We start from the raw sequence: 24,236 nt of genomic DNA on the forward strand, positions 1-24,236 counted from the left end.
GACGGGTCAGGCGGTGAGGCGGGCGATGGCCTCGTCGACGGTGAGTTCCTCGCGTTCGCCGGTACGGCGGTCCTTCAGCTCGACGACGCCCTCGGCGGAGCGGCGGCCGGCGACCAGGATCTGCGGGACGCCGATCAGCTCGGAGTCGGTGAACTTCACGCCCGGGGAGACACCCGCGCGGTCGTCGACCAGGACGCGGACCCCGGCGGCGGCGAGCTTCTGGGAGACCTCGAGGGCGAGTTCGGTCTGCAGCGCCTTGCCGGCGGCGACCACGTGGACGTCGGCCGGGGCGACCTCCTCGGACCAGCACAGGCCCTTCTCGTCGGCGGTCTGCTCGGCGAGGGCCGCCACCGCGCGGGAGACGCCGATGCCGTAGGAGCCCATGGTGACGCGGACCGGCTTGCCGTTCTGTCCGAGGACGTCGAGCTTGAGGGCGTCGGCGTACTTGCGGCCCAGCTGGAAGATGTGGCCGATCTCGATGGCGCGGTCGAGCCTCAGGCCGGTGCCGCACTTCGGGCAGGGGTCGCCCTCGTCGACCACCACGACGTCCACGTACGCGTCGACCTCGAAGTCGCGCCCGGCGACCACGTTCTTGGCGTGGGTGTCGGCCTTGTTGGCGCCGGTGATCCAGGCGGTGCCCGGTGCCACCCGCGGGTCGGCGATGTAGCGGACCTTCTCCAGGCCCTGCGGGCCGACGTAGCCGCGGACCAGGTCGGGGCGGCCGACGAAGTCCTCGGCGGTCACGAGTTCGACGGGGGCCGGGGCGAAGTGCGCCTCGAGCTTGCCCATGTCGACCTCGCGGTCCCCGGGAACGCCCACGGCGACGATCTCGTCGCCGACCTTGACCAGCAGGTTCTTCAGCGTGGCCGAGGCGGGGACGCCGAGCGAGGCGGCGAGGGTCTCGATGGTGGGGGTGTCGGGCGTCGGGATGTCCTCGGCGGCCGGGACCGCGGAGCCGTCGACGGGCCGCACCTCGTAGGAGACCGCCTCGGTGTTGGCGGCGAAGTCGCAGTTCGGGCAGTCCGCGAAGACGTCCTCGCCCGCCTCGGCGGGGGCGAGGAACTCCTCGGACTTGGAGCCGCCCATCGCACCGGCGGTGGCGGCGCAGATGCGGTAGTCGAGGCCGAGGCGCTCGAAGATCCGCTGGTACGCCTGGCGGTGCAGGGCGTACGACCGGGACAGCCCCTCGTCGTCGAGGTCGAAGGAGTAGGAGTCCTTCATCAGGAACTCGCGGCCGCGCAGGATGCCCGCGCGGGGGCGCGCCTCGTCGCGGTACTTGTTCTGGATCTGGTAGAGGATGACCGGCAGGTCCTTGTATGAGGACGCCTGGTCCTTCACCAGGAGGGTGAAGATCTCCTCGTGGGTGGGGCCGAGGAGGTAGTCGGCGCCCTTGCGGTCCTGGAGGCGGAACAGCTCGGGGCCGTACTCCTCCCAGCGGCCGGTCGCCTCGTAGGGTTCACGCGGCAGGATGGCGGGGAGCAGCACCTCCTGGGCGCCGATCGCGTCCATCTCCTCGCGGACGACGCGTTCGACGTTGGCGAGGACCTTCTTGCCGAGCGGCAGCCAGCTCCAGATGCCGGCGGCGGTGCGGCGCACATAGCCGGCCCGGACGAGGAGCTTGTGGCTGAGGACCTCGGCGTCCGCCGGGTCGTCGCGCAGCGTCTTCGCCATCAACTGGGACATGCGCTGGACCGGTGCGTTCGCCATGGTTCTCGTACTCCTGCTGCTGGGGGTCCCCCCGCTCGAGCGCGGTCGAGAGTGGGAGAGGGTGATGAGACAGGAGGTTAGCCGGGCGGGACGGGGCGGTGGAAATCGGTTAGGGCCTGTCCGGCGGAGCAGGTCGCAGGAAATCGACGGCGCCTGGTCAGCGCGGGTGAGCGGGGGCGATGGGGGTCCCTCCCGCTCATGGGGGTCCCTCCCGCTCGAGCGAAGTCGAGAGTGGGGGAGAAGTCGAGAGTGGGGGAGCGTGCAGCTGCAAGGCGGAGGAGGGCGTCGACGCGACGGGGGTCCCCCCTGCTCGAGCTCGTCGAGAGCTCGGGGGAGTCGGCAACCGACGACAACGCGGCTGGGGGTCCCCCCTGCTCGAAGAGCTTGAGGGAGGGCGTGCCGGCCCCCGCGTCTGCGGCATGATCCGCCGGACAGGCCCTATGGGCGCCGGAGGGGCAGGGGTGCTCCCATGACGGCGTACGGCTTGGGGGCGCTGGGGAAGTGGACCCGGCGGGCGAGGTCCTCGTATCCCAGCGAGCGGTACAGGCCGCGGGCGGGGCTCTCGATGTCGATGGCGGAGAGGATCGAGCGGGGTTCGTCGGCCCCGTCGGTGATCGTGGTGATCAGGGCGCGGCCGATGCCGTGCTTCTGGTGGCGCGGGTGGACGTGCAGTTCGGTGATGACGAAGGAGTCGTCGAGCCAGTGGTCCCGGTCCTGGGCGCGCAGGTAGGGCTCGACGACGGTGGACCACCAGTGGGCTCGGTCGTTGGGCATGCCGTAGACGAAGCCGACGAGACGGCCGGCGCGGGTGGCGCCCAGGGCTCTGGCTCCGTGCAGGGTCATGTGGCGCAGCACGATCTGCCGGCGTACGGCCACCTCGTCGGGGCCGAGACCGAACGCCGCCGCCTGGACCGCCAGTGCCTCGTCGACGTGGGCGGTGAGGTCGAGGGGGCCGATCACGATGTCGTCGGGACGGGGGTGCCCGTGACCGGGAAAGCGCAGCATGCCGGGGAGACTACAGGGCGTCGGCACGGGCCGGGACTGCTCGGCGGAACGCACTTCGGGGCCGGGGCGCAGGGCGTGGGGCTCTGGGCGGCCCGGTTCAGAACAGGACGCTCATGAACGCGCCGACCTCCTGGAAACCCACCTTCCGGTAGGTCCGGCGCGCGGGGGCGTTGAAGTCGTTGACGTAGAGGCTGGCCACGGGGGCGATGTCGGCGAGGGCGTAGCGGAGCACGGCCGCCATGCCCGGGGCGGCCAGGCCCCTGCCGCGGTGCTCGGGGGCCACCCAGACGCCCTGGATCTGGCAGGTCCGGTCGGTGGCGGCGCCGATCTCGGCCTTGAAGACGACCTTGCCCTCGGCGTCGAAGCGGGCGAAGGCGCGTCCGGCGCCGACGAGTTCGGCGACCCTGGCCTGGTAGAGCAGCCCGCCGTCGCCCGCCAGGGGGGAGATCCCGACCTCCTCGGTGAACATCGCCACGCAGGCCGGCATGATCTTCTCCATCTCGTCCTTGCGGACGCGGCGGACGGAGGGGTCCGGGGCGATGGTGTCGGACAGCCGGTCGGTGACCATGAGGGGCTGGTGGGCGCGGACCTCCCTGGCGGGGCCCCACTGGGGTTCGAGCAGCCGCCACAGGTCGGCGGTGGGTGCCGCGGGGCCGACGACCGAGGAGCAGCGCCGGCCGGCCCGGCGGGCCCGGTCGGCGAAGGCGCGGACGGCCCGGGGGGTGGCGCAGATGGGGACCAGGTTGGCGCCGGCGTAGCAGAGGGAGGTGAGCATGCCGCCCTCGTACCAGCCCCACATCTCGCCGCCGAGCCGCCATGGGTCCAGGCCCGCGACCTGCACCCGGGAGGTCACGAAGGCGTTCGCCACCGGCTCGCGGTCGAGGACGGCGAGGGCGGCGTCCAGGTCACTCGGTTCGAGGACCCGGGAGGTGGTCTGCGTCAACACGCGCGGGGGGCCTCACACATTTGGGTCTACTGGTTTCCGCACTGTACCTGCCGAATTTGTGTGCTGCCGCCCCGCGGTGGGGAAACGTTTCCCGCCCGGGGTCGCCCCGGGCGGGAACGGGCTGACCGGCCGGGTCAGCCGGCGACCGAGATCTGGGGTTCGCCGGAGGCGATGCCGTCCTTCTCCATCTGCTCGGCGATCTTCAGGGCCTCCTCGATCAGCGTCTCCACGATCTTCGACTCCGGCACCGTCTTGATCACCTCGCCCTTGACGAAGATCTGCCCCTTGCCGTTGCCCGAGGCCACCCCCAGATCCGCCTCCCGCGCCTCCCCCGGACCGTTGACCACACAGCCCATCACCGCCACCCGCAGCGGCACATCCATGCCCTCCAGCCCGGCGGTCACCTCGTCCGCCAGCTTGTACACATCCACCTGCGCCCGCCCGCACGACGGACACGAGACGATCTCCAGACCCCGCTGCCGCAGATTCAGCGACTCCAGGATCTGCAGCCCCACCTTGACCTCCTCGGCCGGCGGCGCCGACAGCGACACCCGGATGGTGTCCCCGATCCCCTCCGACAACAGCGCCCCGAAGGCCACCGCCGACTTGATCGTGCCCTGGAACGCCGGACCCGCCTCGGTCACCCCCAGATGCAGCGGGTAGTCGCACCGCGCCGCCAGCTGCCGGTAGGCCTCCACCATCACCACCGGGTCGTTGTGCTTGACCGAGATCTTGATGTCCCGGAAACCGTGCTCCTCGAACAGCGACGCCTCCCACAGCGCCGACTCCACCAGCGCCTCCGGGGTGGCCTTCCCGTACTTCCGCAGCAGCCGCCGGTCCAGCGACCCGGCGTTGACCCCGATCCGGATCGGCGTGCCGCGCTCGCCCGCCGCCCGCGCGATCTCCTTGACCTTGTCGTCGAACTGCTTGATGTTGCCCGGGTTCACCCGCACCGCCGCGCAGCCCGCCTCGATCGCGGCGAACACGTACTTCGGCTGGAAGTGGATGTCCGCGATCACCGGGATCTGCGACTTGCCCGCGATGACCGCCAGCGCGTCCGCGTCGTCCTGGGTGGGACAGGCCACCCGCACGATCTGACAGCCCGACGCCGTCAGCTCGGCGATCTGCTGCAGCGTCGCACCGATGTCGGAGGTACGGGTGGTGGTCATCGACTGCACCGACACCGGCGCGTCCCCGCCCACCGCCACCGACCCGACCTGGATCCTCCGGCTCTTACGGCGCGGGGCCAGGGTGATCGGAACGGACGGCATGCCGAGAGAAATCGCAGTCATCTGCTGTGCAACCCCAAGTCGTGGATCAAGGTCCGGCTCCCGGTGAGCAGCGGGCTCCGCGGTCCGAGATTACGGCACGAGCGTTGGCCCGAGCACATCCCGTCCGTAAACCCACTCAAAGGGCGATGGCCCGGAACGAAAGGGTTCCGGGCCATCGTGAACGGCGGGTGTCCGGCGGATTCGCACCCGGTGGCGGGGCGGGGGTCCGTACCGGTCCGGCCGGTCCGTCTAGGAGATCCGTACCGGGTTCACCACGTCCGCGACGAGGACGAGGAGCGTGAAGCAGACGAAGATCCCGGCCACCACGTAGGCCACCGGCATCAGTTTCGCCACGTCGAACGGGCCCGGGTCGGGGCGGCGCAGCACCCTGGCGAGGTTGCGGCGCAGCGACTCCCACAGGGCGCCCGCGATGTGCCCGCCGTCGAGCGGGAGCAGCGGGAGCATGTTGAACAGGAACAGGGAGAGGTTGAAGCCCCCGAGCAGCATCACGAACATGGCCATCTGCTGTGAGGCGGGGATCTCGAGGGTGGCGATCTCACCGCCGACCCGGGCCGCCCCGACGACGCCCATCGGGGAGTCCGGCTCACGCGGACCGTCGCCGAAGGCCGCGTCCCACAGGGCGGGGACCTTGGACGGCAGGGCGGCGAGGGAGTCGACGGCGTCGCCGACCCGGTCGGTCATCCAGACCACGGACTCCCCGAAGTCCTGTTTGACGACGCCGGTGGCCGCGCTGAAGCCGAGGAAGCCGGCCTTGACGTACTCACCCTCGACGTAGACCCCGTCGGAGTCCTTCTTGGCGACCAGGTTGGTGGCGATCTCCGCCTGGAGGGCGACCTCCCGGCCGTCGCGGTCGACGACGATCGGCACGCTCCGGCCGGCGCTGTCCCGGATGAGGTCGGAGAGGACGCCCCAGTCGTCGGTGCGGACGCCGGCGAAGGAGACGATCTTGTCACCGGCCTTCAGGCCGGCGGCCTCGGCCGGGGACCGGGGGTCGGACTTCTTGCACTCGTCGCGGTTCTCGCTCTGCGAGATGACGCAGGAGGAGACCGAGCTGACCGTCGTGGTCTGCTGCTGGATGCCGAAGCCCATCAGCACGGTGAGGAACAGCACCGCCGCGAGGATCAGGTTCATGAACGGGCCCGCGAACATCACGATGACCCGTTTCCACGGTTTACGTGTGTAGAACAGGCGTTTCTCGTCGCCGGGCTGCAGTTCCTCGAAGGCGGCGGAGCGGGCGTCCTCTATCATGCCGCGCCACGGCGAGGTGGAGCGGGCCTCCAGCCGTCCGTCGGCACCGGGCGGGAACATGCCGATCATGCGGATGTAGCCGCCGAACGGGATCGCCTTGACGCCGTACTCGGTCTCGCCCTTGTTCCGGGACCAGAGGGTCGGGCCGAAGCCGACCATGTACTGGGGCACCCGGATGCCGAAGAGCTTGGCGGTGGAGAGGTGGCCCAGCTCGTGCCAGGCGATCGAGAGCAGCAGGCCGACCGCGAAGACGACTATGCCGAGGATGAACATCAGGGTCGTCATGCACGCGCCTCCGCGCTCGCCGTGAGGGATGTCAGTTCCCGGGTCCTCGCTCGCGCCCAGGTCTCCGCTTCGAGGACGTCGGACACTCTCAGAGAGGTTCCCGTCCGCGGGGTGCCGTGCTCCTCCACCACTCGGGTGACGGTGTCGATGATCCCGTTGAACGGCAGCGCGCCGGCGCGGAACGCCTCCACGCACTCCTCGTTCGCCGCATTGAACACCGCCGGGGCGGTGCCCGCGAGCCCGCCCACGTGCCGGGCCAGGTTCACCGAGGGGAACGCCTCGTTGTCCAGGGGGAAGAACTCCCAGGTGGACGCCTTGCTCCAGTCGAAGACCGGGGCGGCGTCGGGGACCCTTTCGGGCCAGCCGAGGCCGATGGCGATGGGCCCGCGCATGTCGGGGGGCGTCGCCTGGGCCAGTGTCGATCCGTCCGTGAACTCAACCATCGAGTGGACATACGACTGCGGGTGGACGACGACCTCAATGCGATCGAAGGGAATGTCGTACAGCAGGTGCGCCTCGATGACTTCGAGGCCCTTGTTCACGAGGGTGGCGGAGTTGATCGTGATCACCGGGCCCATGGCCCAGGTGGGGTGGGCCAGGGCGTCCTCGACGGTGACGTTCGCCAGTTCGTCCCTGGTGCGGCCGCGGAAGGGGCCGCCGGAGGCGGTGACGACGAGCTTGCGGACGTCCGCGCGGGTTCCGGCGGCCAGGGCCTGGAACAGCGCGGCGTGCTCGGAGTCGACCGGGATGATCTGCCCCGGCTCGGCCAGCCCCTTGACCAGCGGGCCGCCGACGATCAGCGACTCCTTGTTGGCGAGCGCGAGGGTGCGGCCGGCCTCGAGGGCGGCGAGCGTGGGGGCCAGTCCGATGGAGCCGGTGATGCCGTTGAGGACGGTGTGGCAGTCGGAGGCGGCGAGCTGCGCGGCCGCGTCCGCTCCGGCGAGGATCTCGGGCAGCGGTTCCCCCGGCCCGTACCGCGCCGCCAGCGCCTCGCGCAGCGTGCCCACGACGTCCTCGCGTGCGACGGCGACCGTGCGCACCCGCAGCCGGTGGGCCTGCTCGGCGAGGAGGGAGACGCGGCCGCCGTGGGCGGACAGGCCGGTGACCCGGAAACGGTCGGGATTGCGCAGCACGAGGTCGATGGCCTGGGTGCCGATCGACCCGGTGGAGCCGAGGACCACCACGTCCTTGGGGCCGTCCCCCGCCACGGGGTCGTACACCAGGTGTGGGTCGGCGAGCGGAGCTGGAGCGTCGGTCATGGGGCCTATTGTGTCCGGTCGCGGACGCTGCCGGGGCCCCGCCCCGGCAGCTCGCGCGTCCTGTCCGACGCCCCCGCCCCGGCCCGCCTCAGCGGATCGGCCGGTGCTCGTTGCTCCGTGTGCTGGGGCCGGACGTGGTGTCCGCGATCCAGGGACCGTCGTCCGAAGGGTCGAGGACGCCCTGCTCCAGCCACTCGTAGGTGCCGGAGAGCACGCCCTTGACGACCTTGCGGTCGATGTCGTCGGTGTTGGTCCACAGCCGGCCGAAGAGTTCGTCGACGCGGACGCGGGACTGGCGGCAGAAGGCGTCGGCGAGCTGGTAGGCCTCCCGGCCGTGGTCGTCGCGGCGGCGCAGCAGTTCGGCCCGGACGCAGGCGGCGCTCATCGCGAACAGTTCGGCGCCGATGTCGACGACCCGGCCCAGGAAGCCCTGCTTGGTCTCCATCCGGCCCTGCCAGCGGGACATGGCGTAGAAGGTGGACCGGGCGAGCCTGCGGGCCGTGCGCTCGACGTAGCGCAGGTGCGGGGAGAGGTCGACCTCGTGCTTGAACTCTCCGTAGGTCCCGGGGAGCTGTCCCGGGCCCGCGACCAGCCTGGGCAGCCACTTCGCGTAGAAGACGCCCGCGTTCGCGCCCGCCTTCGCCTTGTCGCCCAGGGTTTTCTCGGGGTCGATGAGATCGCCGGCGACCGACAGATGGGCGTCGACGGCCTCCCGCGCGATCAGCAGGTGCATGATCTCGGTGGAGCCCTCGAAGATGCGGTTGATGCGCAGGTCGCGCAGCATCTGCTCGGCGGGTACCGCCCGCTCGCCGCGCGCCCTCAGGGAGTCGGCGGTCTCGTAGCCGCGTCCGCCGCGGATCTGGACCAGTTCGTCGGCCATCAGACAGGCCATCTCCGAGCCGTACAGCTTGGCCAGCGCCGCCTCGATGCGGATGTCGTTGCGGTTCTCGTCGGCCATCTGGGAGGACAGGTCGACCACGGCCTCCAGGGCGAAGGTGGTCGCCGCGATGAACGAGATCTTCGAGCCGACCGCCTCGTGCAGCGCCACCGGCTTGCCCCACTGCTCCCGGGCCGCCGACCACTCGCGGGCGATCTTCAGGCACCATTTTCCGGCGCCGACGCACATCGCGGGCAGGGACAGCCGTCCGGTGTTGAGCGTGGTGAGCGCGATCTTCAGGCCCTGGCCCTCCTCACCGATGCGGTGGCCGGCCGGGACGCGGACCCGGTGGAAGCGGGTGACGCCGTTCTCCAGGCCGCGCAGGCCCATGAAGGCGTTGCGGTGCTCGACCGTGATGCCCTCGGAGGCGGCCTCCACCACGAACGCGGTGATGCCGCCCCGGTGGCCCTCGCCCTGGGGCACGCGGGCCATGACGACGAGGAGGTCGGCGACCACGCCGTTGGTCGTCCACAGCTTCACGCCGTCGAGGACGTAGCCGCCCTCGCCGTCCGGGACGGCGGTGGTGGCGAGCCGTGCCGGGTCCGAGCCGACGTCGGGCTCGGTGAGCAGGAAGGCCGAGATGTCGGTGCGGGCGCAGCGCGGCAGGAACGTGTCCTTCTGCTCCTGGGTGCCGAAGATCTTCAGCGGCTGCGGGACGCCGATCGACTGGTGGGCGGAGAGCAGCGCGCCGATCGCGGGGCTGGCGGAGCCGACCAGGGCGAGGGCCTTGTTGTAGTAGACCTGCGTCAGGCCGAGGCCGCCGTACTTGGTGTCGATCTTCATGCCGAGGGCGCCGAGCTCCTTGAGCCCGGTGACCACCTCGTCGGGGATCCGCGCCTCGCGTTCGATCCGGGCTCCGTCGATCTTCGTCTCGCAGAAGTCGCGGAGTTTGGCGAGGAACTCCTCGCCGCGCTCGGCGTCCTCGGTGGCCGGAAGGGGGTGGGGGTGGACGAGGTCGAGCCGGAAGCGGCCCAGGAACAGTTCCTTGGCGAAGCTGGGCCTGCGCCAGTCCTGTTCCCGGGCGGCCTCCGCGACCTGGCGGGCCTCACGTTCGGTGACGGTGGGCCGGGCCCCGGAGCGGGGTGGCTGGGGTGTCCGGTGTGTCCTGCGTGATTCGGGTGTTGCGGTCATGAGGCTCACCTCGCCGCGAATCGGGATGCGTGGACGACGGCCCGCGGGGCCGATGTGCATGACCTTGGGGGCCTGCGGGTCGTTTTACGTTACTGACTGGTGCTACTCGTTCGTATGTACCCGATGCGCAGCCGCCCCACCACCCTTTGTGCGTCCATTCGGCTGACCCGCCGGCGTGAGGCGTCCGTCGTGGACCTCGGCGATCCGGTCGGCGGCGGCGAGCAGGGCTCGGTCGTGGGTGACCAGGACGGTGGCGGTCGCCCGTTGGTGGGTGAGCCGGGTGATGAGCTCCATGACGGCTGCGCCGCGTTCGTGGTCGAGGGCGCTGGTGGGTTCGTCGACCAGGAGCACGGTGGGGTCGTTCATCAGGGCGCGGGCGATGTTCACCCGCTGGCGCTGGCCGCCGGAGAGCTGGTGCGGGCGGCGACCGGCCTGGCCGGCGAGCCCGACGGCGTCGAGCAGTTCCATGGCCCGGTCACGGGCGCCGCGCGGCTTTCGGCCGTCGATGTGCGCCATGACCTGGAGCTGTTCGGCGGCGGTGAGGGAGGGCAGCAGGTTCGGCTGCTGGAAGACGATGCCGATGCTGCGGCGGCGCAGGTCGGTGAGGTCGCCCCGGCTCATCCCGGTGGTGGGGGTGCCGTCGACGGTGACGGTCCCGGAGTCGGGTGCGACGAGGGTGGCGGCGACGGCGAGCAGGCTGGACTTGCCCGAGCCGGACGGGCCGACGACGGCGGTGAGGCTGCCCCTGGGCACGTCGAGGCCGACGTGGTCGAGAGCGGTCAGCCGGGAGTCGCCGTCGGGGTAGGTGAGGGTGATGCCGGTCAGTTCGAGGCTCATCGGGCGCTCCCCAGGGCGGTCAGCGGGTCGACGGAGGTGATGCGGCGGATGGAGAGGGCTGCCCCGAGAGTGCCGAGGACGATCATCACGGCGGCGGGGACGAGGACGGTCCCGGGGGCCAGTTCGAAGGGGACGGCCGAGCCGGAGAGGGCGGCGCCGGTCGCGGCGGCGAGAGCGGTACCGAGGAGGGTTCCGCCGGTCAGCAGGACCAGGGCCTGGCCGAGGGCGTCCGTCAGCAGATTGCGGGTGGGGGCGCCCAGCGCCTTGAGGACGGCGACGTCACCGCTGCGCTGGATGGTCCACACGGTGAAGAAGGCGCCGATCACCAGTGCGGAGATCGCGAACAGGAAACCGCGCATCAGCTGCAGGGAGCCGTTCTCGGAGGTGTAGGAGCCGATCGCGGACAGGGAGTCGTCCTTCTCGACGGTCAGGGTGCCGGCGGCCCGGTCGATGGACGCGATGTCCGCGTCCGGGCCGGTGTTCAGGGCGATGACGGTCGCGGTACGGCCGTCGGCGGCGCCGGTGTCCGCGGCGGTACCGGCGGACGGGGTGACGGCGTTCCAGGTGCCGAGCGTGGTCCACACCACCGGGGTGTGGCTGAAGGAGGCGTCCCCGCTCACCGCGGCGACGGTCAGCCGCCGGCCGGCGAGGGTGACGGTGTCGCCCGGCCCGGCCCCCAGTTCGGCGGCGGCGGCGTCGGACAGCACCACCGCGCGGTCGTCGATCCGGTCACTCGCGGGTGCGAGCGGTGAGCCCGCCGGCACACCGAGCACCGAGACCCCGGTGGTCCGTTCCCCCGCGCTCGCCCGGGTGGTGGTGATGCCCAGCGGCTGGGCGCGGGTCACACCGGGCGCCGCCGCCCAGGTCCGCCACTGTTCCTCGGTGACGGTGGATTCGGCGTACGAGAGGTCCTGGCCGTCGGCGGGGGCGGCGAAGGCGATCCGGTCGGCCGGCAGGCCGGTCACGGCCGAGACGTTCTGCCGCGCGAGCCCCGCGGTCAGGCCGGAGAGCAGCCCGACCAGCAGGGTGATCAGCACGACCACGGTTCCCATCAGTGCGAACCGCCCCTTGGCGAACGCGAGATCCCTCCAGGCGACGAACATGCCCCGGCCTGCCCTTTCGATCGGTGGAAGCGACACGTCCCACCCTCGTGGCACGGCCCCGGGCCGGGCATCACACACAGGGCCGGACTTTGCGAATCGAAGGGTCGGGGCGCGGCTCCACCTTTTGATCGATGCCCGGTGAGCGGAGTTCTTCGTAGGGTGGTGGGTGATGAACGTCCTCACTCCCACCACTCGGCCTCTCGCCCGGTGCCTGCATCTGCTCGTGGCCGGGCTCCTCGCCCTGACCGCCGCGCGGGCGCTCGTCACGCACGATCCGCGGGCGGGGGCCGTGGTGGCGGGGTGCGCCGCCGTGGCGGGGATCTACGCGGTCGGCCCGCTGACGCCGCTCATGTCCGTCTCCCGCCGGGCCGCCGGGTGGTGGCTCGCGGGGCTGGGCGCGGTCTGGCTGCTGTTGCTGGCGCTGACCCCGGACGCGGTGTGGCTGGCGTTCCCGCTGTACTTCCTCCAGCTGCACCTGCTGTCCCGGCGCGGCGGGCTGGGCGCGGTCGCCGCCACCGCCGTCGCCGCGATCACCGCGTTCGCCGTCCATGAGCAGGCCTTCTCCCCCGCCGGGGCGGTCGGGCCCGCGCTGGGGGCGGCCGTCGCGGTCGCCGTGGTGTGGGGGTACCAGGCGCTGTACCGGGAGAGCGAACAGCGTCGCCGGCTGATCGAGGAGCTCACCGCCACCCGCGCCGATCTGGCCACCGCCCAGCACACCGCCGGTGTCCTGGCCGAGCGTGAGCGGCTGGCCCGGGAGATCCACGACACCCTGGCCCAGGGCCTGTCCAGCATCCAGCTCCTGCTGCGCGCCGCCGAACGCGCGCTGCCGAAGCGGCCCGAGGCGGCCGGCGCGCACGTCGTGCAGGCCCGGCAGGCGGCCGTCGACAACCTCGCCGAGGCCCGCCGGTTCGTGGCCGCCCTCAGTCCGCCCGCGCTGGAGGGCACCACGGTGGCGGGTGCCCTGGAGCGGCTGTGCGCGACCACCAGCGCCCAGCACCCCGTCACGGTCCGCTTCCGCCGTACCGGTACTCCGCTGACGCTGCCCACCGCCGTGGAGGTGGCCCTGCTGCGCATCGCGCAGTCCGCGCTGTCCAACACCGTCCGGCACTCCGGGGCCCGGAGCGGCACGGTCACGCTCTCCTACCTGGACGACGCCGTGGCACTCGACGTGGTGGACGACGGCACCGGGTTCGATCCCGAGCGCCCGGGGGCCCCGGACCCGGCCGCGGGCGGTTTCGGCATCGCCGGAATGCGGGCCCGCACCCGCGCCCTCGACGGTGCCCTCGCCATCGAGTCGTCACCGGGCCGGGGCACCGCACTGTCCGCCCGCTTCCCCCTCCGGGCCACCGAGGCCGGGAACGAACACCCGGTCCGGGACGAACACCGGAACGGACACCGGGACGCGAACGAGCTCCGGACCGAGAGCGAGTCCCGGTCCCGGGACGGAAGCGAGGTGTGACCGGTGAACGACATCCCCGCCCCCACCCCCACCCCCATCCGCATCCTCATCGCCGACGACCACCCGGTGGTCCGCGCGGGCCTGCGCGCCGTTCTGGAGACCGAGCCCGGCTTCAGCATCGTCGGGGCCGCCGCCACCGCCGAGGAGGCCGTGGCCCTCGCGGCGGCCGGCGGGGCCGACGTCGTCCTGATGGACCTGCAGTTCGGCGCCGGGATGAACGGGACACAGGCCACCGCCGCCATCACGGCCCGTCCCGGGGCGCCCCGCGTGCTGATCGTCACCACTTACGACACCGACGCCGACACCCTCCCGGCCATCGAGGCCGGCGCCACCGGATACCTGCTCAAGGACGCCCCGCCCGAGGAACTGGCCGCCGCCGTCCGCACCGCCGCCGCCGGACGCACCACGCTCGCGCCGACGGTCGCCGACCGGCTGATGAACCGGCTGCGCACACCGCACGCCGCACTGACCCGGCGCGAGACGGAAGTGCTCTCCCTGGTCGCCGAGGGCCTGTCCAACCAGGCCATCGGCGCGCGGCTGAACCTCACCCAGGCCACCGTGAAGTCGCACCTGGCCCACGTCTACGCGAAACTCGACGTGGACTCCCGTACGGCCGCGGTCGCCGCCGCTCTCGCGCTGGGCGTCATCCGCCGCTGAGAGCGGGCCGGGGCCCCTCGGCGCCGTACCGGAGGGCTCGTGGGAACCTGACGGGGTCGGGGACGGCTCGTACCCCGCCCTCGGGGCGTCGGGAGAGAAGTCCGTCGAAGCGCTTCGACAGCGTATGGACACCCGCTCCTGCTGGCATTACTGTCGGACCACCCCCATGGCCCCCTGTACGTACGGCGCACTGTCGAAGCGCTTCACAACAATTGGAGAGCTGGATGGTCACCCTCGCCGAGGTCGCCCAGCACGCCGGAGTCTCGGCGAGCACGGTGAGTTATGTCCTCAGCGGCAAGCGGTCCATCTCCGCGACCACCCGCCGGCGGGTCGAGGAGAGCATCCGCCGGCTCGGGTACCACCCGAACGCCGGGGCCCGCGCCCTGGCCAGCAGCAGGTCCAACGTCATCGCGCTGATGATCCCGCTGCGGACGGACATGTACGTGCCGGTGATGATGGAGATCGCCATCGCGGTGGCCACCACGGCCCGCACCCACGGGTACGACGTGCTGCTGCTCACCGGCGAGGAGGGCCCCGACGCGGTGCGCCGCGTCGTCGGCAGCGGACTCGCCGACGGGATGATCCTGATGGACGTCGAGCTCGAGGACGAGCGGCTGCCGTTGTTGCGGGGGGACGGGCGGCCGTCGGTGCTGATCGGGCTGCCCGCCGACACCACCGGCCTGACCTGCGTGGACCTCGACTTCCGGGCCACCGGCGCGCTCTGCGTGGAACACCTGGCGGCGCTGGGGCACCGCGACGTCGCCGTCATCGGCGAGGCCCCCGCGGTCTACGAACGGCACACCGGCTTCGCCGAGCGCACCCTCGACGGGCTGCGCTCGCAGGCGCGGGACTCGGGGGTGCGGCTGCTGCACCGGCCGTGCGAGGGCGGGTACGCCACGATGGCCGTGACCCTCGCCCGGATCCTCGACGAACGTCCGGGCACCACGGCGTTCGTCGTGCAGAACGAGTCGGCGGTCGAACCGCTGCTCGCCCTGCTGCGGCAGCAGGGCCGGGCCGTGCCGGAGGACGTCTCGGTGGTCGCGATCTGCCCCGAACAGGTCGCTGTCCAGGCCTCGGTGCGGCTGACCTCGGTCGTCATCCCCGCGCAGGAGATGGGCCGGTACGCCGTGGAGCACCTGGTCGCCAAGCTCGACGGGCGGGGTGACGAGGAGGTCGTCCTGATCGCGCCCGAGCTGACGGTACGGGCGAGTTCGGGCCCGGCGCCCGCCCGCGCGTAGCTCCTCCCGCCCCGTCCCGCTCCTCCGCCGTGTGGGCAGCCGGCTGCCCACACGGCGGAGGCAGCAGTCAGCTGCTGCTGACCGTCAGGTTGTCGGTGCGGAAGTCCAGGCCACCGGGCGACGACGTGATCTCGTAGCCGAACTGCACGTCGCCGATGGTCTCGTTGCCCATCCAGCCCTTGGTGTCCTTGATCCAGTCGAGGATCGGCAGGATGTCGACGGTCCCGGAGGTGGAGTTGGACGTGCGCAGGAACGAGAAGACCTGGTTGGCGCCGTTGTCGCCCTTGTGGACGTTCCAGGTGTGGCCGCCGAGGCTGACCGTGCCCTGCGCACTGCCGAGCGGGCCGACGGGACCGTACCGGTTGACCCAGAGCATGATCTCGTAGTCGTGGTCCGTGTCCCAGATGTCGTACGACGTGTTGTACGCACCCGCGGACGGGACGGTGACGTTGTAGCTGCTGGTCAGCGAACGGAGCGAGTCGATGGGCTTGTTGACCACCTTCTTGGCGTTCGGGTACGACTTGATGCCGCCGGTGCCCGGGTGGTTCGCCCACGTGCCCCAGTTGGTACCGGAGTTGGCCCAGACGCACTGGCTGCCGGCGCCGGAGCCCCAGATGTTGTTGTACAGGATGTAGCCGTTCAGGGTGGTGTTGCCCCACTGGTCGCAGGAGCTCCAGATCGCGGCGTGGGCGGGGGCGGGGGCGGAGGCCAGGCCGACGGTGAGGCCGAGGGCGAGGGCGGGCGCTGCCAGGACCGTGCCGATCCTGCTCGGGATGCCTGGTGCCATGGGGGTCCTTCCATGGGTGGGGGGAATCGCTGGGGTCACCGCGCCTTCAGGGTGAGGACGCGGTCTTCGTGGGCGACGAGGTCGAGGGGCTCGGCGCCGTCGGAAGTCCAAAGTTCGATGCGGACGGTGCGGGTGGGACGCAGCACGGCGGTTGCGCCGTCCGGGGCCCAGGTGAGGTCGAGTGCGGCGCCGAACCGGGTCCGCACCCCGCGCAGCGAGCCGCGCGGATACGCCGGTGGCGGTGCGGGCAGCAGGACCAGCCGGCCGGGGGTGGACTGCACCAGCGCCTCGATCAGCACGGCGGGGAGGGTGTGGGCGGCGTCGGCGTTGTAGACGTGGCGGTGCGGGTAGTGCGCGCTCATCAGCGAGTCGTGGAAGAAGTCACCGCCGAGGACGCGGTCGAGGGCGCTCTCGACCCGGTCGGCGTCGCGGAGGCGGGCGGCGATCAGGGCGTGGTGCAGATGGCCGTGCGCGGAGTCGTTCTCGGGTCCGCGCAGTTCCAGGGCGCGGTGGGCGGCGGCGGCCAGGTCCGGGGTGTCGTAGGGGGTGATCTCGTCCAGCGGCCAGACGCCGTAGAGGTGGCTGAGGTGGCGGTGGTCGTAGGAGTCCGCCAGCTCCGGCCGGGCCCATTCGGCGAGCGCCCCGTCGGCGTTGACGCGGTGCGGCGGGATCCGGTCGGCGAGCGCCCGCCAGCGGTGTGCGTGCCCGGGGTGGTACGCGGCGGCGGTCAGCAGGGCGTGCCGGGCCGCGGAGAGGTCCATGGCCGCGTCGAGCGCGCCCCAGCTCGCGTTCGCCGGACGGTTCTCGGGCGAGTAGGAGGGGACCACGACCAGTCGGCCCTCGTCGTCGGTGCGGGTGAGGAAGTCCTGGTAGAACAGGGCGACTTCGGCGAGCGCCGCCGCGGTGCGCGGATCGCGCTCGCCGCGGGTCTCGTCGTGGTCGACGAGGGGCTTGAGGAGCCAGTCGGCGCCGGCCGTCCACAGGTGCAGGGGGTACTCGCGGCTGAAGTGGTAGGAGTGTCCGGACTCGCCGTCGCTGTGCGCGGGCGCGACCACGCCCCGCGTGCCGAAGACCGCGCGGGCGTTGTCCCGCCAGTCGGGCAGCTGGCGGTGGACCAGTGCGGCCAGCGCCTCGGTGACCTCGGGGAGGGCGGCGGCAGCGGCGGAGGCGGTCTGGAGGTTGAGGTTGGCGTCGTTGGTGAAGGCTCCGGACCAGGCGGTGTCCCATGTGCCGGTCCACAGTCCGGTGAGGCGGGGCGGGAACAGGCCTCCGGAGGACAGCAGATGGTAGCGGCCGGCCGCGAAGAGACGTTCGAGCAGCGCGGCGCTGTGCGGTCGGCCCAGCAACTCGGAGCCCGGCAGGGAGCGTTCGGCCGGGTCGGCGGCGAGGTCCAGGGCGACACGGTCGTAGGCGGTGCGGTGCGGGGGCAGATGGCGGGCCAGGAGGTCGTCGTACGGGTCCGGTCCCTCGCCGAGCAGAGCGCGCAGGGCGCGGCCCTCCGCGACCACGTCCGCCTCCCCGGTGTGCCGCCGCACCCGGGTGAGCAGCAGGACGGACCGCGCGCCCTCGACGCGCACCCCCCACGGGGCCGGTGTGGTCGTGCCGCCGGTGACGACGGCCAGGGTGACGCCGGTGTACGCGAGGTCGCCGTCCGGGTACCGGGCGCGCAGGCTCAGCAGGGCGCCCTCGGGGGTGAGGACGGCGCCGTGGCCGACGCCCAGTGCGGTGGGGGCACCGGGGAGGCGGTGGTCCAGGGTGATGCCGAGGACGGGGCCCGGCTCCGTGACGTGCTGGACGACGACGTCGTCGGCGCGGGAGACGAAGACGCGGCCGGTCCGGCCGGCGCGGGTCGTGCCCGTGACGCCGGTGGTGAAGTCGACCGTGCGGCGGTACCGGGCCGGACCCTCGCCCCGGCCGCCCCGTCCATCGCCCCGGCCGCCCCGTCCGTCACCCCGACCACCCGGGTCGTCGCCCGGGCGGCGCAGGCGCACCTGGAAGGCCGGGTGGAAGGGCCGTACCCACCGGAGCGGGCGGCCGTCGGTGAAGTCCTCGGCGGCGGTCAGGTCGCCGGAGAGCAACCGGTCCTGGAGGGCGGGGAGTTCTTCGGCCAGCCGGGGCGGCAGCCGGTGTTCGTCCCCGTCGCCGTCCGGGCGGACCAGGGTGTGATGGGTGACGACGACCCGTTCGTCGTCCGGGTCACCGAACACGAGGGCGCCGTGGCGGCCGTTCCCGCTCAGGAAGCCGTCCTCCCAGCGGGTGGCGGGCCGTGGTTCCCAGGTTCCGTGGACGGGTGTGGTGCTCATGGCTTCAGCACCGCCACTCCGTGGCGGCCGAGGGTGAGCCGGTCTGTCACGGTCGTCTCCGTCAGCACGTCGCGGTGGCTGCCCGGCACGTCGACGACGACCGGTTCGCGGCCGTGGTTGAGCAGGAACAGCAGCTCCCCCCGGCGTACCGCCTCGACCTGGTCCGGGAGCCCGTCGAGCACCGGCCGCACCCCCGCGCCCGCGGCGATCCGGGCCAGCAGCTCGCGCAGCGCCCCGGGCTCGGGGAGCGTGGAGACGTACCAGGCGCGGCCCTTGCGCAGCACGGCGGGCAGTCCGTCGAGTTCCCCGCCCTTGTAGGGCGTCGTCTCGTCGGCGGTGCCGTCGGCCTCCAGTTCCTCGGACCACAGGGTGCCGCGGAAGCCCTCGCACTCGACGGTCTCCCCCGCCTCCAGCGGCCACCACTCGTGCAGGGTGCGGATGCCGAGGAGTTCCCGCAGCCGGGCGTCCATGCCGCCGGGCCGCACCCGGTCGTCCTCGTCGGCGATGCCCGTCAGGAAGCCGCAGACGAGGGTGCCGCCTCCGCGTACGTACGCCAGCAGGTTCTCCACGGCCGCGTCGGTGAGGAGGTAGAGCTGGGGCACGACGACCAGCGGGTGGGCGGACAGGTCGTGTTCGGGGTGGGCGAAGTCGGTGGTGAGGTGGGCCTGCCACAGGGCCCGGTGCCAGGCGCGGAGCACGCCGGGGTGGTCGACCTCGTGGGAGGGCCGGGCCTCCTGGTCGCCCGCCCACCAGGAGTGCCAGTCGTGCAGCACGGCGACCTCGGCGGCGCGGTGCCGGCCGGCCACGTGCGGGGCGATCCGTGCCAGGTCCGCGCCGAGCCGTGCGACCTCCTGGTACGTGCGGCCCTGCTCGCCCGCGTGGCTCACCATCGCGGAGTGGAACTTCTCCGCGCCCTGCCGGGACTGGCGCCACTGGAAGTAGCAGACGGCGTCCGCGCCGCGCGCCACGGCCTGCAGGGACCACAGCCGGTTGAGGCCGCGGGGCTTGGGGTGGTTCACCCTGCGCCAGTTGACCGGTCCGGCCGCCTGCTCCATGAGTATCCAGGGGCCGCGCGCCTGGGAGCGCGTCATGTCCTGGACCAGGGCGCCCTCCTGCGCTCCGGAGGGGTCGCGCGGGTCGGGGTAGAGGTCGACGGAGACGACGTCCTCCTCCTCGGCCCAGCGCCAGGCGTCCTGCCCCGCCCACAGCGGCATGAAGTTGGTGGTGACCGGGAGGTGCGGGGTGTGCCGGCGGACGATGTCGCGTTCGGCGGTGTAGCACTCCAGGAGCATGTCGGAGGTGAACCGTCTGAAGTCCAGCAGCTGGGTGGGGTTCTTCAGGTAGTGCGGGCGGCGGGGTGGCAGGACCTCGGCCCAGTCGCCGTAGCCCTGGCTCCAGAACGCGGTGCCCCAGGCGGTGTTGAGGCCTTCGAGGGTGCCGTACCGGTCGTGGAGCCAGTCGCGGAAGCGGGCGGCGGCCTGGTCGCCCCAGTCGTAGGTGCAGTACTCGTTGTTGATGTGCCACATGGTCAGGGCGGGGTGGCCGGCGTAGCGGGCGGCCAGGTCCTCGGTGAGGGCGGCGGCGTGCCGGCGGTAGGTGGCGCTGGAGTGCGAGAAGTGCTGTCTGCCGCCCCACTCCTCGGTCCGGCCGTCCTCGTCGCGGGGCAGGGTGTCCGGATGGAGGTGTCCCATCCAGGGCGGCGGCGAGGCGGTCGGGGTGGCGAGGACGACGCCGATGCCGGACGCGTGCATGAGGTCCATCAGCCGGTCCAGCCAGCCGAAGTCCCGTGCGCCTGGCTGGGGTTCGATCCTCGACCAGGAGAAGACGCCGAGTGTCACGGAGTTGACGCCGGCCTGCCGCATCAGGCGGACGTCCTCGGGCCAGGTCTCCTCGGGCCACTGCTCCGGGTTGTAGTCGCCGCCGTAGAGGATGCGCCCGCGGGTGGCGTCGCCCAGGCCGGGCATCAGCCGCGCTCCCCGAGCGGGGCGGGGGACGTACGGGGGGTGCGGGACGCGTGCATGGTCCACCTCGTTCTGCGGGTGCCGGGGGCGGGGCTGGAGCCGGCCGAAGGGGTGAGAGCGGGGACCGGAGAGCGCACGGTCCCCGGCCCGTCAGCCCTTCACGGCGCCGGTGAGCATGCCCTTCCTGAAGTGCTTCTGGACGAAGGGGGACAGCACGGCGACGGGCAGCAGGGCGATCACCATCACGGCCATCTGCACGGCCAGGCCCGACAGTTCCCCGGTCTTGATGGCCTGGCCGAGGCCGACGGGCGCCTCCTGCTTCTGGACGAGCTGGATCATGACGTTCTGCAGCGGCAGCATGGTCTGGTCGTTGAGGTACAGCGAGGCGTTGAACCAGGCGCTCCAGTAGCCGACGGCGTAGAAGAGCGTGATCACGGCGATCACCGCGCGGGACAGCGGCATGACGATCTGCCACAGGATGCGCAGGTCGCCCGCCCCGTCGATGCGGGCGCTGTCGACGAGTTCCTGCGAGATGTTCATGAAGAAGCCGCGCAGCACGAGGATGTTGAAGACGCTCACGGCGCTGGGCAGGATCAGCGCCAGGTAGCTGTCGGTCAGCCCGAGGGTCTGCACCAGCAGATACGTCGGGATGAGGCCGGCGCTGAAGAACATGGTCGCCAGCAGCGTCATGAGGATCCAGCGGTGCCCCAGCGAGTCGGTGCGCGACAGACCGTAGGCGCACAGCACGGACACGGTCATCGAGAACAGGGTGCCGACCAGGGTGACTCCGACGCTGACGAGCGCGGCCCGGGTGACCTGGCCGCCGCTGAGCAGTTCCTGGTAGGCGATGAAGGTGATGTCCCGGGGCACCATCACCAGGCCACCCGCCTCGTCGATGGTCCTGCGGGAGGACAGGCTGGTGACGATCACGATCCACAGCGGGAAGACGATCGCCAGGCAGGCGAGGAGCAGGACGATCCCCTTGCCCGCGAGCCCTGCCCTGCCGGGCTCCTCCTCCCACACCGGACGGGGCGGGGCGGACCGGCGTCCGGGCCGGTGTCCGGGCCTGCGCGCGGGCCGGCGCGCGGGTTCGTCGATCACGGTGGTCACTTCTTGTACACCCCCTGCTCGCCCATGAGATGGGCCACCTTGTTCGCGGCGAGGACGAGGCCGAGGCTGACCACGCCCTTGATGAGTCCGGCGGCCGCCGCATAGCCGAAGTCCTGGTTGCGCACGCCGTTCCACCACACGAAGGTGTCGAGCACCTCCGCCGCCCCGGGGCCGACGGCGTCGCGTTGCAGCAGGATCTGCTCGAAGCCGACGGTGAGCGCGTCGCCCACCCGCAGCACCAGCAGCAGGGCGATCACGGGCCGCAGCGCGGGCAGGGTGACGTGCCACATCCGGCGCCGGCGGTCGGCGCCGTCCATGGCGGCGGCCTCGTACAGGTCGGGGCTCACCGAGGCCAGGGCGGCGAGGAAGACGATGATCCCCCACCCGGCGTCCTTCCACACGCTCTGCGCGGTGATCAGGAACACGAAGGTGTCGGGGTTGGTCATGACCGCCAGGCCGTCGTGACCGTTCTGGCGCAGCAGTTGCGAGAAGATCCCCGCGCCGCCGAACAGCTGCTGGAAGACGGCGACGACCAGGACCCAGGAGAAGAAGTGCGGCAGGTACAGGATGGCCTGCGCGACGGCCCGCACACGGGGTCTGATCACGCTGTTGATGAGCAGCGCGAGCAGGATCGGGATCGGGAAGTACAGCACGAGCTGGAGGAAGAAGATCACCAGGGTGTTCTTCAGGGCGTTCCAGAACGCCGGGTCCTCGATGATCCGCTGGAAGTTCTCCAGTCCCACGAACGGGCTGTTCAGCATCGAGACGACGCCGTTGTCGCTGATGTAGGGGTCGTAGTCCTGGAAGGCGACGACGTTGCCGAGGATCGGCAGGTAGTTGAAGACCAGGACCAGCGCCACGGCCGGCAGGGTCATCAGCAGCAGGACGCGGTCGCGCCGGTATCTGAGCCGCAGGCTCAGCCTCCTTCGGCGCGGTGACTCCCGGGGGCGGGCGGTGCCGGCTCCGTCGGAGGTCGCCGGTCGCGGGACCGGCGTAGTGGCCTCGGCTTCGCTCCGAGGCACCGTGCTGTGCGACACGGCGGGTCTCCTTGCCTCGGTACGGGGGTCAGCCGGCCGCCGGGCCGTTCTCGTCGAGGATCTTCCGGTACCAGTCGCGCAGCTTGTCCCCGCCCTTGCTCTTCCAGTCGGAGACGGCCTGCTGCATGTCCCCGATCTTCTTGCGGCCCCGGATGATGTCGTCCTCCAACTGCTCGAAGTCGTTGGAGAGGTTGGTCCAGCGGGAGGGTTCGGTGATCTGCATGCCGTAGAAGGCCGACTTCCTGGTGAACGCGCCCATCCGCTGCTGCCACTCGACCTGGCCCTTGGCGACCTCGGGGAAGTCGGGGTGGGCGATGGTCGCGGCGGGGCTCGCGATCATCACGTAGGCGTTCATCACGTCGACGTTGCCCTGGTCGGTCTTGGTGGGCACGCCGTCCTCGACGGCGTAGTGGGTGCCCTCCACGCCGTAGTTGGTGAGCATGTACTCCTTGGTGCCGTAGGGCGCGGCGGTGACGTTGGCGAGGGCCAGCACGTCGCGGATCACCGCCTTGGACGCCTTCTTGTTGACGAAGGCGAAGATGCCGGCCGGGTTCTTGGCCCACAGGGTGGGGTCGCCGCCGTCATGGCCGAATATGTCCATCCCCCAGATCTTGAACTCCGGGTTCTGGCCGGCCTGTTCGGCGGTGCGGCTCCACCACTGCGAGGAGTCCTGGTTGTAGATCAGGAACTCGCCGGCGGCGAACTTGGGTCCGGGGTCGGTCGCGTTGCTCTTGCCCAGTTCGGCGTCGGGGTGCACGACGCCGGCCGCGAACAGCTTGCGCGTCCACTCCAGGGCTTCGAGGTACTCGTTGCTCTCTATGCGGTAGCGCAGCTTGCCGTCGACCTGGTTCCAGCCGAGCGACTTCTCCTCTCCGGAGAGGACGCCGAAGGCGTTGAAGGCGGTCCACTTCATGTCCAGGCAGGCCCAGCGCTTGGCCCTGGCGTTCGTTGCGTCCTTGGCCAGTGCCATGAACTCGTCGCAGGATCGGGGGACTTCGTACCCCTCCTGCTCGAAGATGTCCTGGCGGTAGAGCGGCACGATGCCGGTGACGTACGAGGACGGCATGGGCAGGCCGCGCAGCTTGCCGCCGAAGATGGACCGCTGCCAGGCGTCGGTGGGGATCGCCGCGAGGTTCGGGTACTCCTTGACCGCGTCGCCGGAGAGGTACGGGCCGAGGTCGGCGAACTTGCCGATGACGGCGCTGGGGATCTTGCCCGTCATGTTCCAGCCGGGCACGACCACCACGTCGGGCACGTCACTGGAGGCGAGGACCGCGCCGAGCTTCTGGTCGTAGGTGTTGCCGTCCTGGTTCTGCCAGACCACGTCGACGCCGATGAGGTCGTTCATCGCCCGGTAGTAGGCGTTGCCGCCTTTGGGCGGTGAGCCCCAGAACGGCGACATGACGGTGACCTTGCTGCCCTTGCCGAGCTTCTCGGGCACCGAGGTCACCAGACCGGCGAGGTCGAGCTTGCCGGTGAAGCCGACCGCGGAGCCGTTCCTGCTGGGGATGTCGGGGGTGACCACGTCGCTCGCCACGTAGGTCGGCAGTAGCTTCTTGGCGTCCTTGCCCGAGGTGGTGCCGTCCCGCGAGCCTCCGTCCGAACCGCCGCACGCGGCGAGCAGCGGCATGCCCCCCGCCACCGCCGCGGTGGCGACCGCGGTGGAGGCGAGGAAGCTTCTCCGGCTGGGCCCGGAGGAGGTGGAGGCGGCGTTCGGCGTCATTGCGTCAACCCTTCATGGCGCACCAGGACACCCGGCGGTGGCCGTCGGCTGCGGTGTCTTGACTGGAACCGGCTGAGCCGAAGCGGTCGTTCGGAGGGAACGTGCCGGGGAGGCGGCCTCGCAGTCGAAGCGCTTCGATGTTGCTGCGAGGTTAAGTGAACGCCCAAGGGCGCACAAGAGTCATCTCCAAGATTCCTCGGAGGCACGGCAC

The 24,236-nt window shown here is 71.6% G+C and carries 18 protein-coding genes; 3 read left to right on the forward strand and 15 right to left on the reverse strand.

What is annotated here, in order from left to right; translation table 11 throughout:
- Window positions 1-6 precede the first annotated feature (6 nt).
- The 9 genes from PYS65_RS10100 to PYS65_RS10140 all read right to left on the reverse strand — a co-directional run bounded on the left by PYS65_RS10100 (window position 7) and on the right by PYS65_RS10140 (window position 11,750).
- A complete protein-coding gene (locus tag PYS65_RS10100) occupies window positions 7-1,707 on the reverse strand; it encodes a proline--tRNA ligase (RefSeq protein WP_279333528.1) in 1,701 nt (566 codons plus the stop codon).
- A 438-nt stretch (window positions 1,708-2,145) separates the two neighbouring features.
- Complete coding sequence (locus PYS65_RS10105; RefSeq protein WP_279333529.1) at window positions 2,146-2,712, reverse strand: GNAT family N-acetyltransferase; 567 nt, start codon at window positions 2,710-2,712, stop codon at window positions 2,146-2,148.
- 97 nt (window positions 2,713-2,809) lie between these two features.
- Window positions 2,810-3,658 carry a GNAT family N-acetyltransferase gene (locus tag PYS65_RS10110; protein WP_279333530.1) on the reverse strand — a complete coding sequence of 283 codons (849 nt, stop codon included), beginning with the start codon at window positions 3,656-3,658 and terminating at the stop codon, window positions 2,810-2,812.
- 134 nt (window positions 3,659-3,792) lie between these two features.
- Entirely contained in the window at window positions 3,793-4,950 is a 1,158-nt protein-coding gene (ispG, locus tag PYS65_RS10115; protein WP_279333531.1) for a flavodoxin-dependent (E)-4-hydroxy-3-methylbut-2-enyl-diphosphate synthase, read from the reverse strand.
- Between the two features lie 228 nt (window positions 4,951-5,178).
- Window positions 5,179-6,471: a M50 family metallopeptidase gene (locus tag PYS65_RS10120; RefSeq protein WP_279337906.1), complete on the reverse strand. Its 1,293-nt coding sequence runs from the start codon at window positions 6,469-6,471 to the stop codon at window positions 5,179-5,181.
- An 8-nt stretch (window positions 6,472-6,479) separates the two neighbouring features.
- Window positions 6,480-7,742: a 1-deoxy-D-xylulose-5-phosphate reductoisomerase gene (gene dxr, locus PYS65_RS10125; protein ID WP_279333532.1), complete on the reverse strand. Its 1,263-nt coding sequence runs from the start codon at window positions 7,740-7,742 to the stop codon at window positions 6,480-6,482.
- A gap of 88 nt (window positions 7,743-7,830) precedes the next feature.
- Window positions 7,831-9,810, reverse strand: a complete 1,980-nt coding sequence (locus tag PYS65_RS10130) for an acyl-CoA dehydrogenase family protein (RefSeq protein WP_279333533.1) — start codon at window positions 9,808-9,810, stop codon at window positions 7,831-7,833.
- Window positions 9,811-9,912: 102 nt separating this feature from the next.
- On the reverse strand, window positions 9,913-10,647 hold the full coding sequence (locus PYS65_RS10135; RefSeq protein ID WP_279333534.1) for an ABC transporter ATP-binding protein: 735 nt from the start codon (window positions 10,645-10,647) through the stop codon (window positions 9,913-9,915).
- A complete protein-coding gene (locus PYS65_RS10140; protein WP_279333535.1) occupies window positions 10,644-11,750 on the reverse strand; it encodes an ABC transporter permease in 1,107 nt (368 codons plus the stop codon). The genes PYS65_RS10135 and PYS65_RS10140 overlap by 4 nt, the downstream gene beginning before the upstream one ends.
- A 169-nt stretch (window positions 11,751-11,919) precedes the next feature.
- Between PYS65_RS10140 and PYS65_RS10145 the strand changes: the two genes are divergently transcribed.
- The 3 genes from PYS65_RS10145 to PYS65_RS10155 all read left to right on the forward strand — a co-directional run bounded on the left by PYS65_RS10145 (window position 11,920) and on the right by PYS65_RS10155 (window position 15,104).
- Window positions 11,920-13,209, forward strand: a complete 1,290-nt coding sequence (locus PYS65_RS10145) for a sensor histidine kinase (protein ID WP_279333536.1) — start codon at window positions 11,920-11,922, stop codon at window positions 13,207-13,209.
- Window positions 13,210-13,221: 12 nt separating this feature from the next.
- Window positions 13,222-13,866 (forward strand): response regulator, encoded by a 645-nt coding sequence (locus PYS65_RS10150; protein ID WP_279337907.1) that lies wholly within the window; start codon window positions 13,222-13,224, stop codon window positions 13,864-13,866.
- Between the two features lie 224 nt (window positions 13,867-14,090).
- Window positions 14,091-15,104, forward strand: coding sequence for a LacI family DNA-binding transcriptional regulator (locus PYS65_RS10155; protein ID WP_279333537.1), 1,014 nt, complete (start codon window positions 14,091-14,093; stop codon window positions 15,102-15,104).
- Between the two features lie 67 nt (window positions 15,105-15,171).
- Here the strand turns inward: PYS65_RS10155 and PYS65_RS10160 are convergent, their stop codons facing one another.
- From PYS65_RS10160 to PYS65_RS10185, 6 genes are all read right to left on the reverse strand, one after another.
- The gene (locus PYS65_RS10160) at window positions 15,172-15,891 is read right to left on the reverse strand and encodes a glycoside hydrolase family 12 protein (protein ID WP_279333538.1); all 720 of its coding nucleotides are present in this window, start codon (window positions 15,889-15,891) and stop codon (window positions 15,172-15,174) included.
- 35 nt (window positions 15,892-15,926) lie between these two features.
- On the reverse strand, window positions 15,927-18,194 hold the full coding sequence (locus PYS65_RS10165; RefSeq protein ID WP_279333539.1) for a glycosyl hydrolase family 95 catalytic domain-containing protein: 2,268 nt from the start codon (window positions 18,192-18,194) through the stop codon (window positions 15,927-15,929).
- A complete protein-coding gene (locus PYS65_RS10170) occupies window positions 18,191-20,158 on the reverse strand; it encodes a beta-galactosidase (RefSeq protein WP_279333540.1) in 1,968 nt (655 codons plus the stop codon). The genes PYS65_RS10165 and PYS65_RS10170 overlap by 4 nt, the downstream gene beginning before the upstream one ends.
- A gap of 147 nt (window positions 20,159-20,305) precedes the next feature.
- The gene (locus PYS65_RS10175) at window positions 20,306-21,265 is read right to left on the reverse strand and encodes a carbohydrate ABC transporter permease (protein WP_423836080.1); all 960 of its coding nucleotides are present in this window, start codon (window positions 21,263-21,265) and stop codon (window positions 20,306-20,308) included.
- Window positions 21,262-22,302: an ABC transporter permease gene (locus tag PYS65_RS10180; protein ID WP_279333541.1), complete on the reverse strand. Its 1,041-nt coding sequence runs from the start codon at window positions 22,300-22,302 to the stop codon at window positions 21,262-21,264. The genes PYS65_RS10175 and PYS65_RS10180 overlap by 4 nt, the downstream gene beginning before the upstream one ends.
- A 28-nt stretch (window positions 22,303-22,330) precedes the next feature.
- Window positions 22,331-24,025 carry an extracellular solute-binding protein gene (locus PYS65_RS10185; RefSeq protein WP_279333543.1) on the reverse strand — a complete coding sequence of 565 codons (1,695 nt, stop codon included), beginning with the start codon at window positions 24,023-24,025 and terminating at the stop codon, window positions 22,331-22,333.
- Window positions 24,026-24,236: the final 211 nt, after the last annotated feature.

Source organism: Streptomyces cathayae, assembly GCF_029760955.1.
GTDB lineage: Bacteria > Actinomycetota > Actinomycetes > Streptomycetales > Streptomycetaceae > Streptomyces > Streptomyces cathayae.

What these genes read in the sequence shown, in the direction of transcription:
- PYS65_RS10170 (WP_279333540.1), bottom strand. Translation starts at nt 20,158, where the DNA reads ATGCCCGGCCTGGGCGACGCCACCCGCGGGCGCATCCTCTACGGCGGC.
- PYS65_RS10160 (WP_279333538.1), bottom strand. Translation starts at nt 15,891, where the DNA reads ATGGCACCAGGCATCCCGAGCAGGATCGGCACGGTCCTGGCAGCGCCC.
- PYS65_RS10105 (WP_279333529.1), bottom strand. Translation starts at nt 2,712, where the DNA reads ATGCTGCGCTTTCCCGGTCACGGGCACCCCCGTCCCGACGACATCGTG.
- PYS65_RS10100 (WP_279333528.1), bottom strand. Translation starts at nt 1,707, where the DNA reads ATGGCGAACGCACCGGTCCAGCGCATGTCCCAGTTGATGGCGAAGACG.
- PYS65_RS10120 (WP_279337906.1), bottom strand. Translation starts at nt 6,471, where the DNA reads ATGTTCATCCTCGGCATAGTCGTCTTCGCGGTCGGCCTGCTGCTCTCG.
- PYS65_RS10155 (WP_279333537.1), top strand. Translation starts at nt 14,091, where the DNA reads ATGGTCACCCTCGCCGAGGTCGCCCAGCACGCCGGAGTCTCGGCGAGC.
- PYS65_RS10165 (WP_279333539.1), bottom strand. Translation starts at nt 18,194, where the DNA reads ATGAGCACCACACCCGTCCACGGAACCTGGGAACCACGGCCCGCCACC.
- dxr (WP_279333532.1), bottom strand. Translation starts at nt 7,742, where the DNA reads ATGACCGACGCTCCAGCTCCGCTCGCCGACCCACACCTGGTGTACGAC.
- ispG (WP_279333531.1), bottom strand. Translation starts at nt 4,950, where the DNA reads ATGACTGCGATTTCTCTCGGCATGCCGTCCGTTCCGATCACCCTGGCC.
- PYS65_RS10145 (WP_279333536.1), top strand. Translation starts at nt 11,920, where the DNA reads ATGAACGTCCTCACTCCCACCACTCGGCCTCTCGCCCGGTGCCTGCAT.
- PYS65_RS10140 (WP_279333535.1), bottom strand. Translation starts at nt 11,750, where the DNA reads ATGTTCGTCGCCTGGAGGGATCTCGCGTTCGCCAAGGGGCGGTTCGCA.
- PYS65_RS10130 (WP_279333533.1), bottom strand. Translation starts at nt 9,810, where the DNA reads ATGACCGCAACACCCGAATCACGCAGGACACACCGGACACCCCAGCCA.
- PYS65_RS10185 (WP_279333543.1), bottom strand. Translation starts at nt 24,025, where the DNA reads ATGACGCCGAACGCCGCCTCCACCTCCTCCGGGCCCAGCCGGAGAAGC.
- PYS65_RS10135 (WP_279333534.1), bottom strand. Translation starts at nt 10,647, where the DNA reads ATGAGCCTCGAACTGACCGGCATCACCCTCACCTACCCCGACGGCGAC.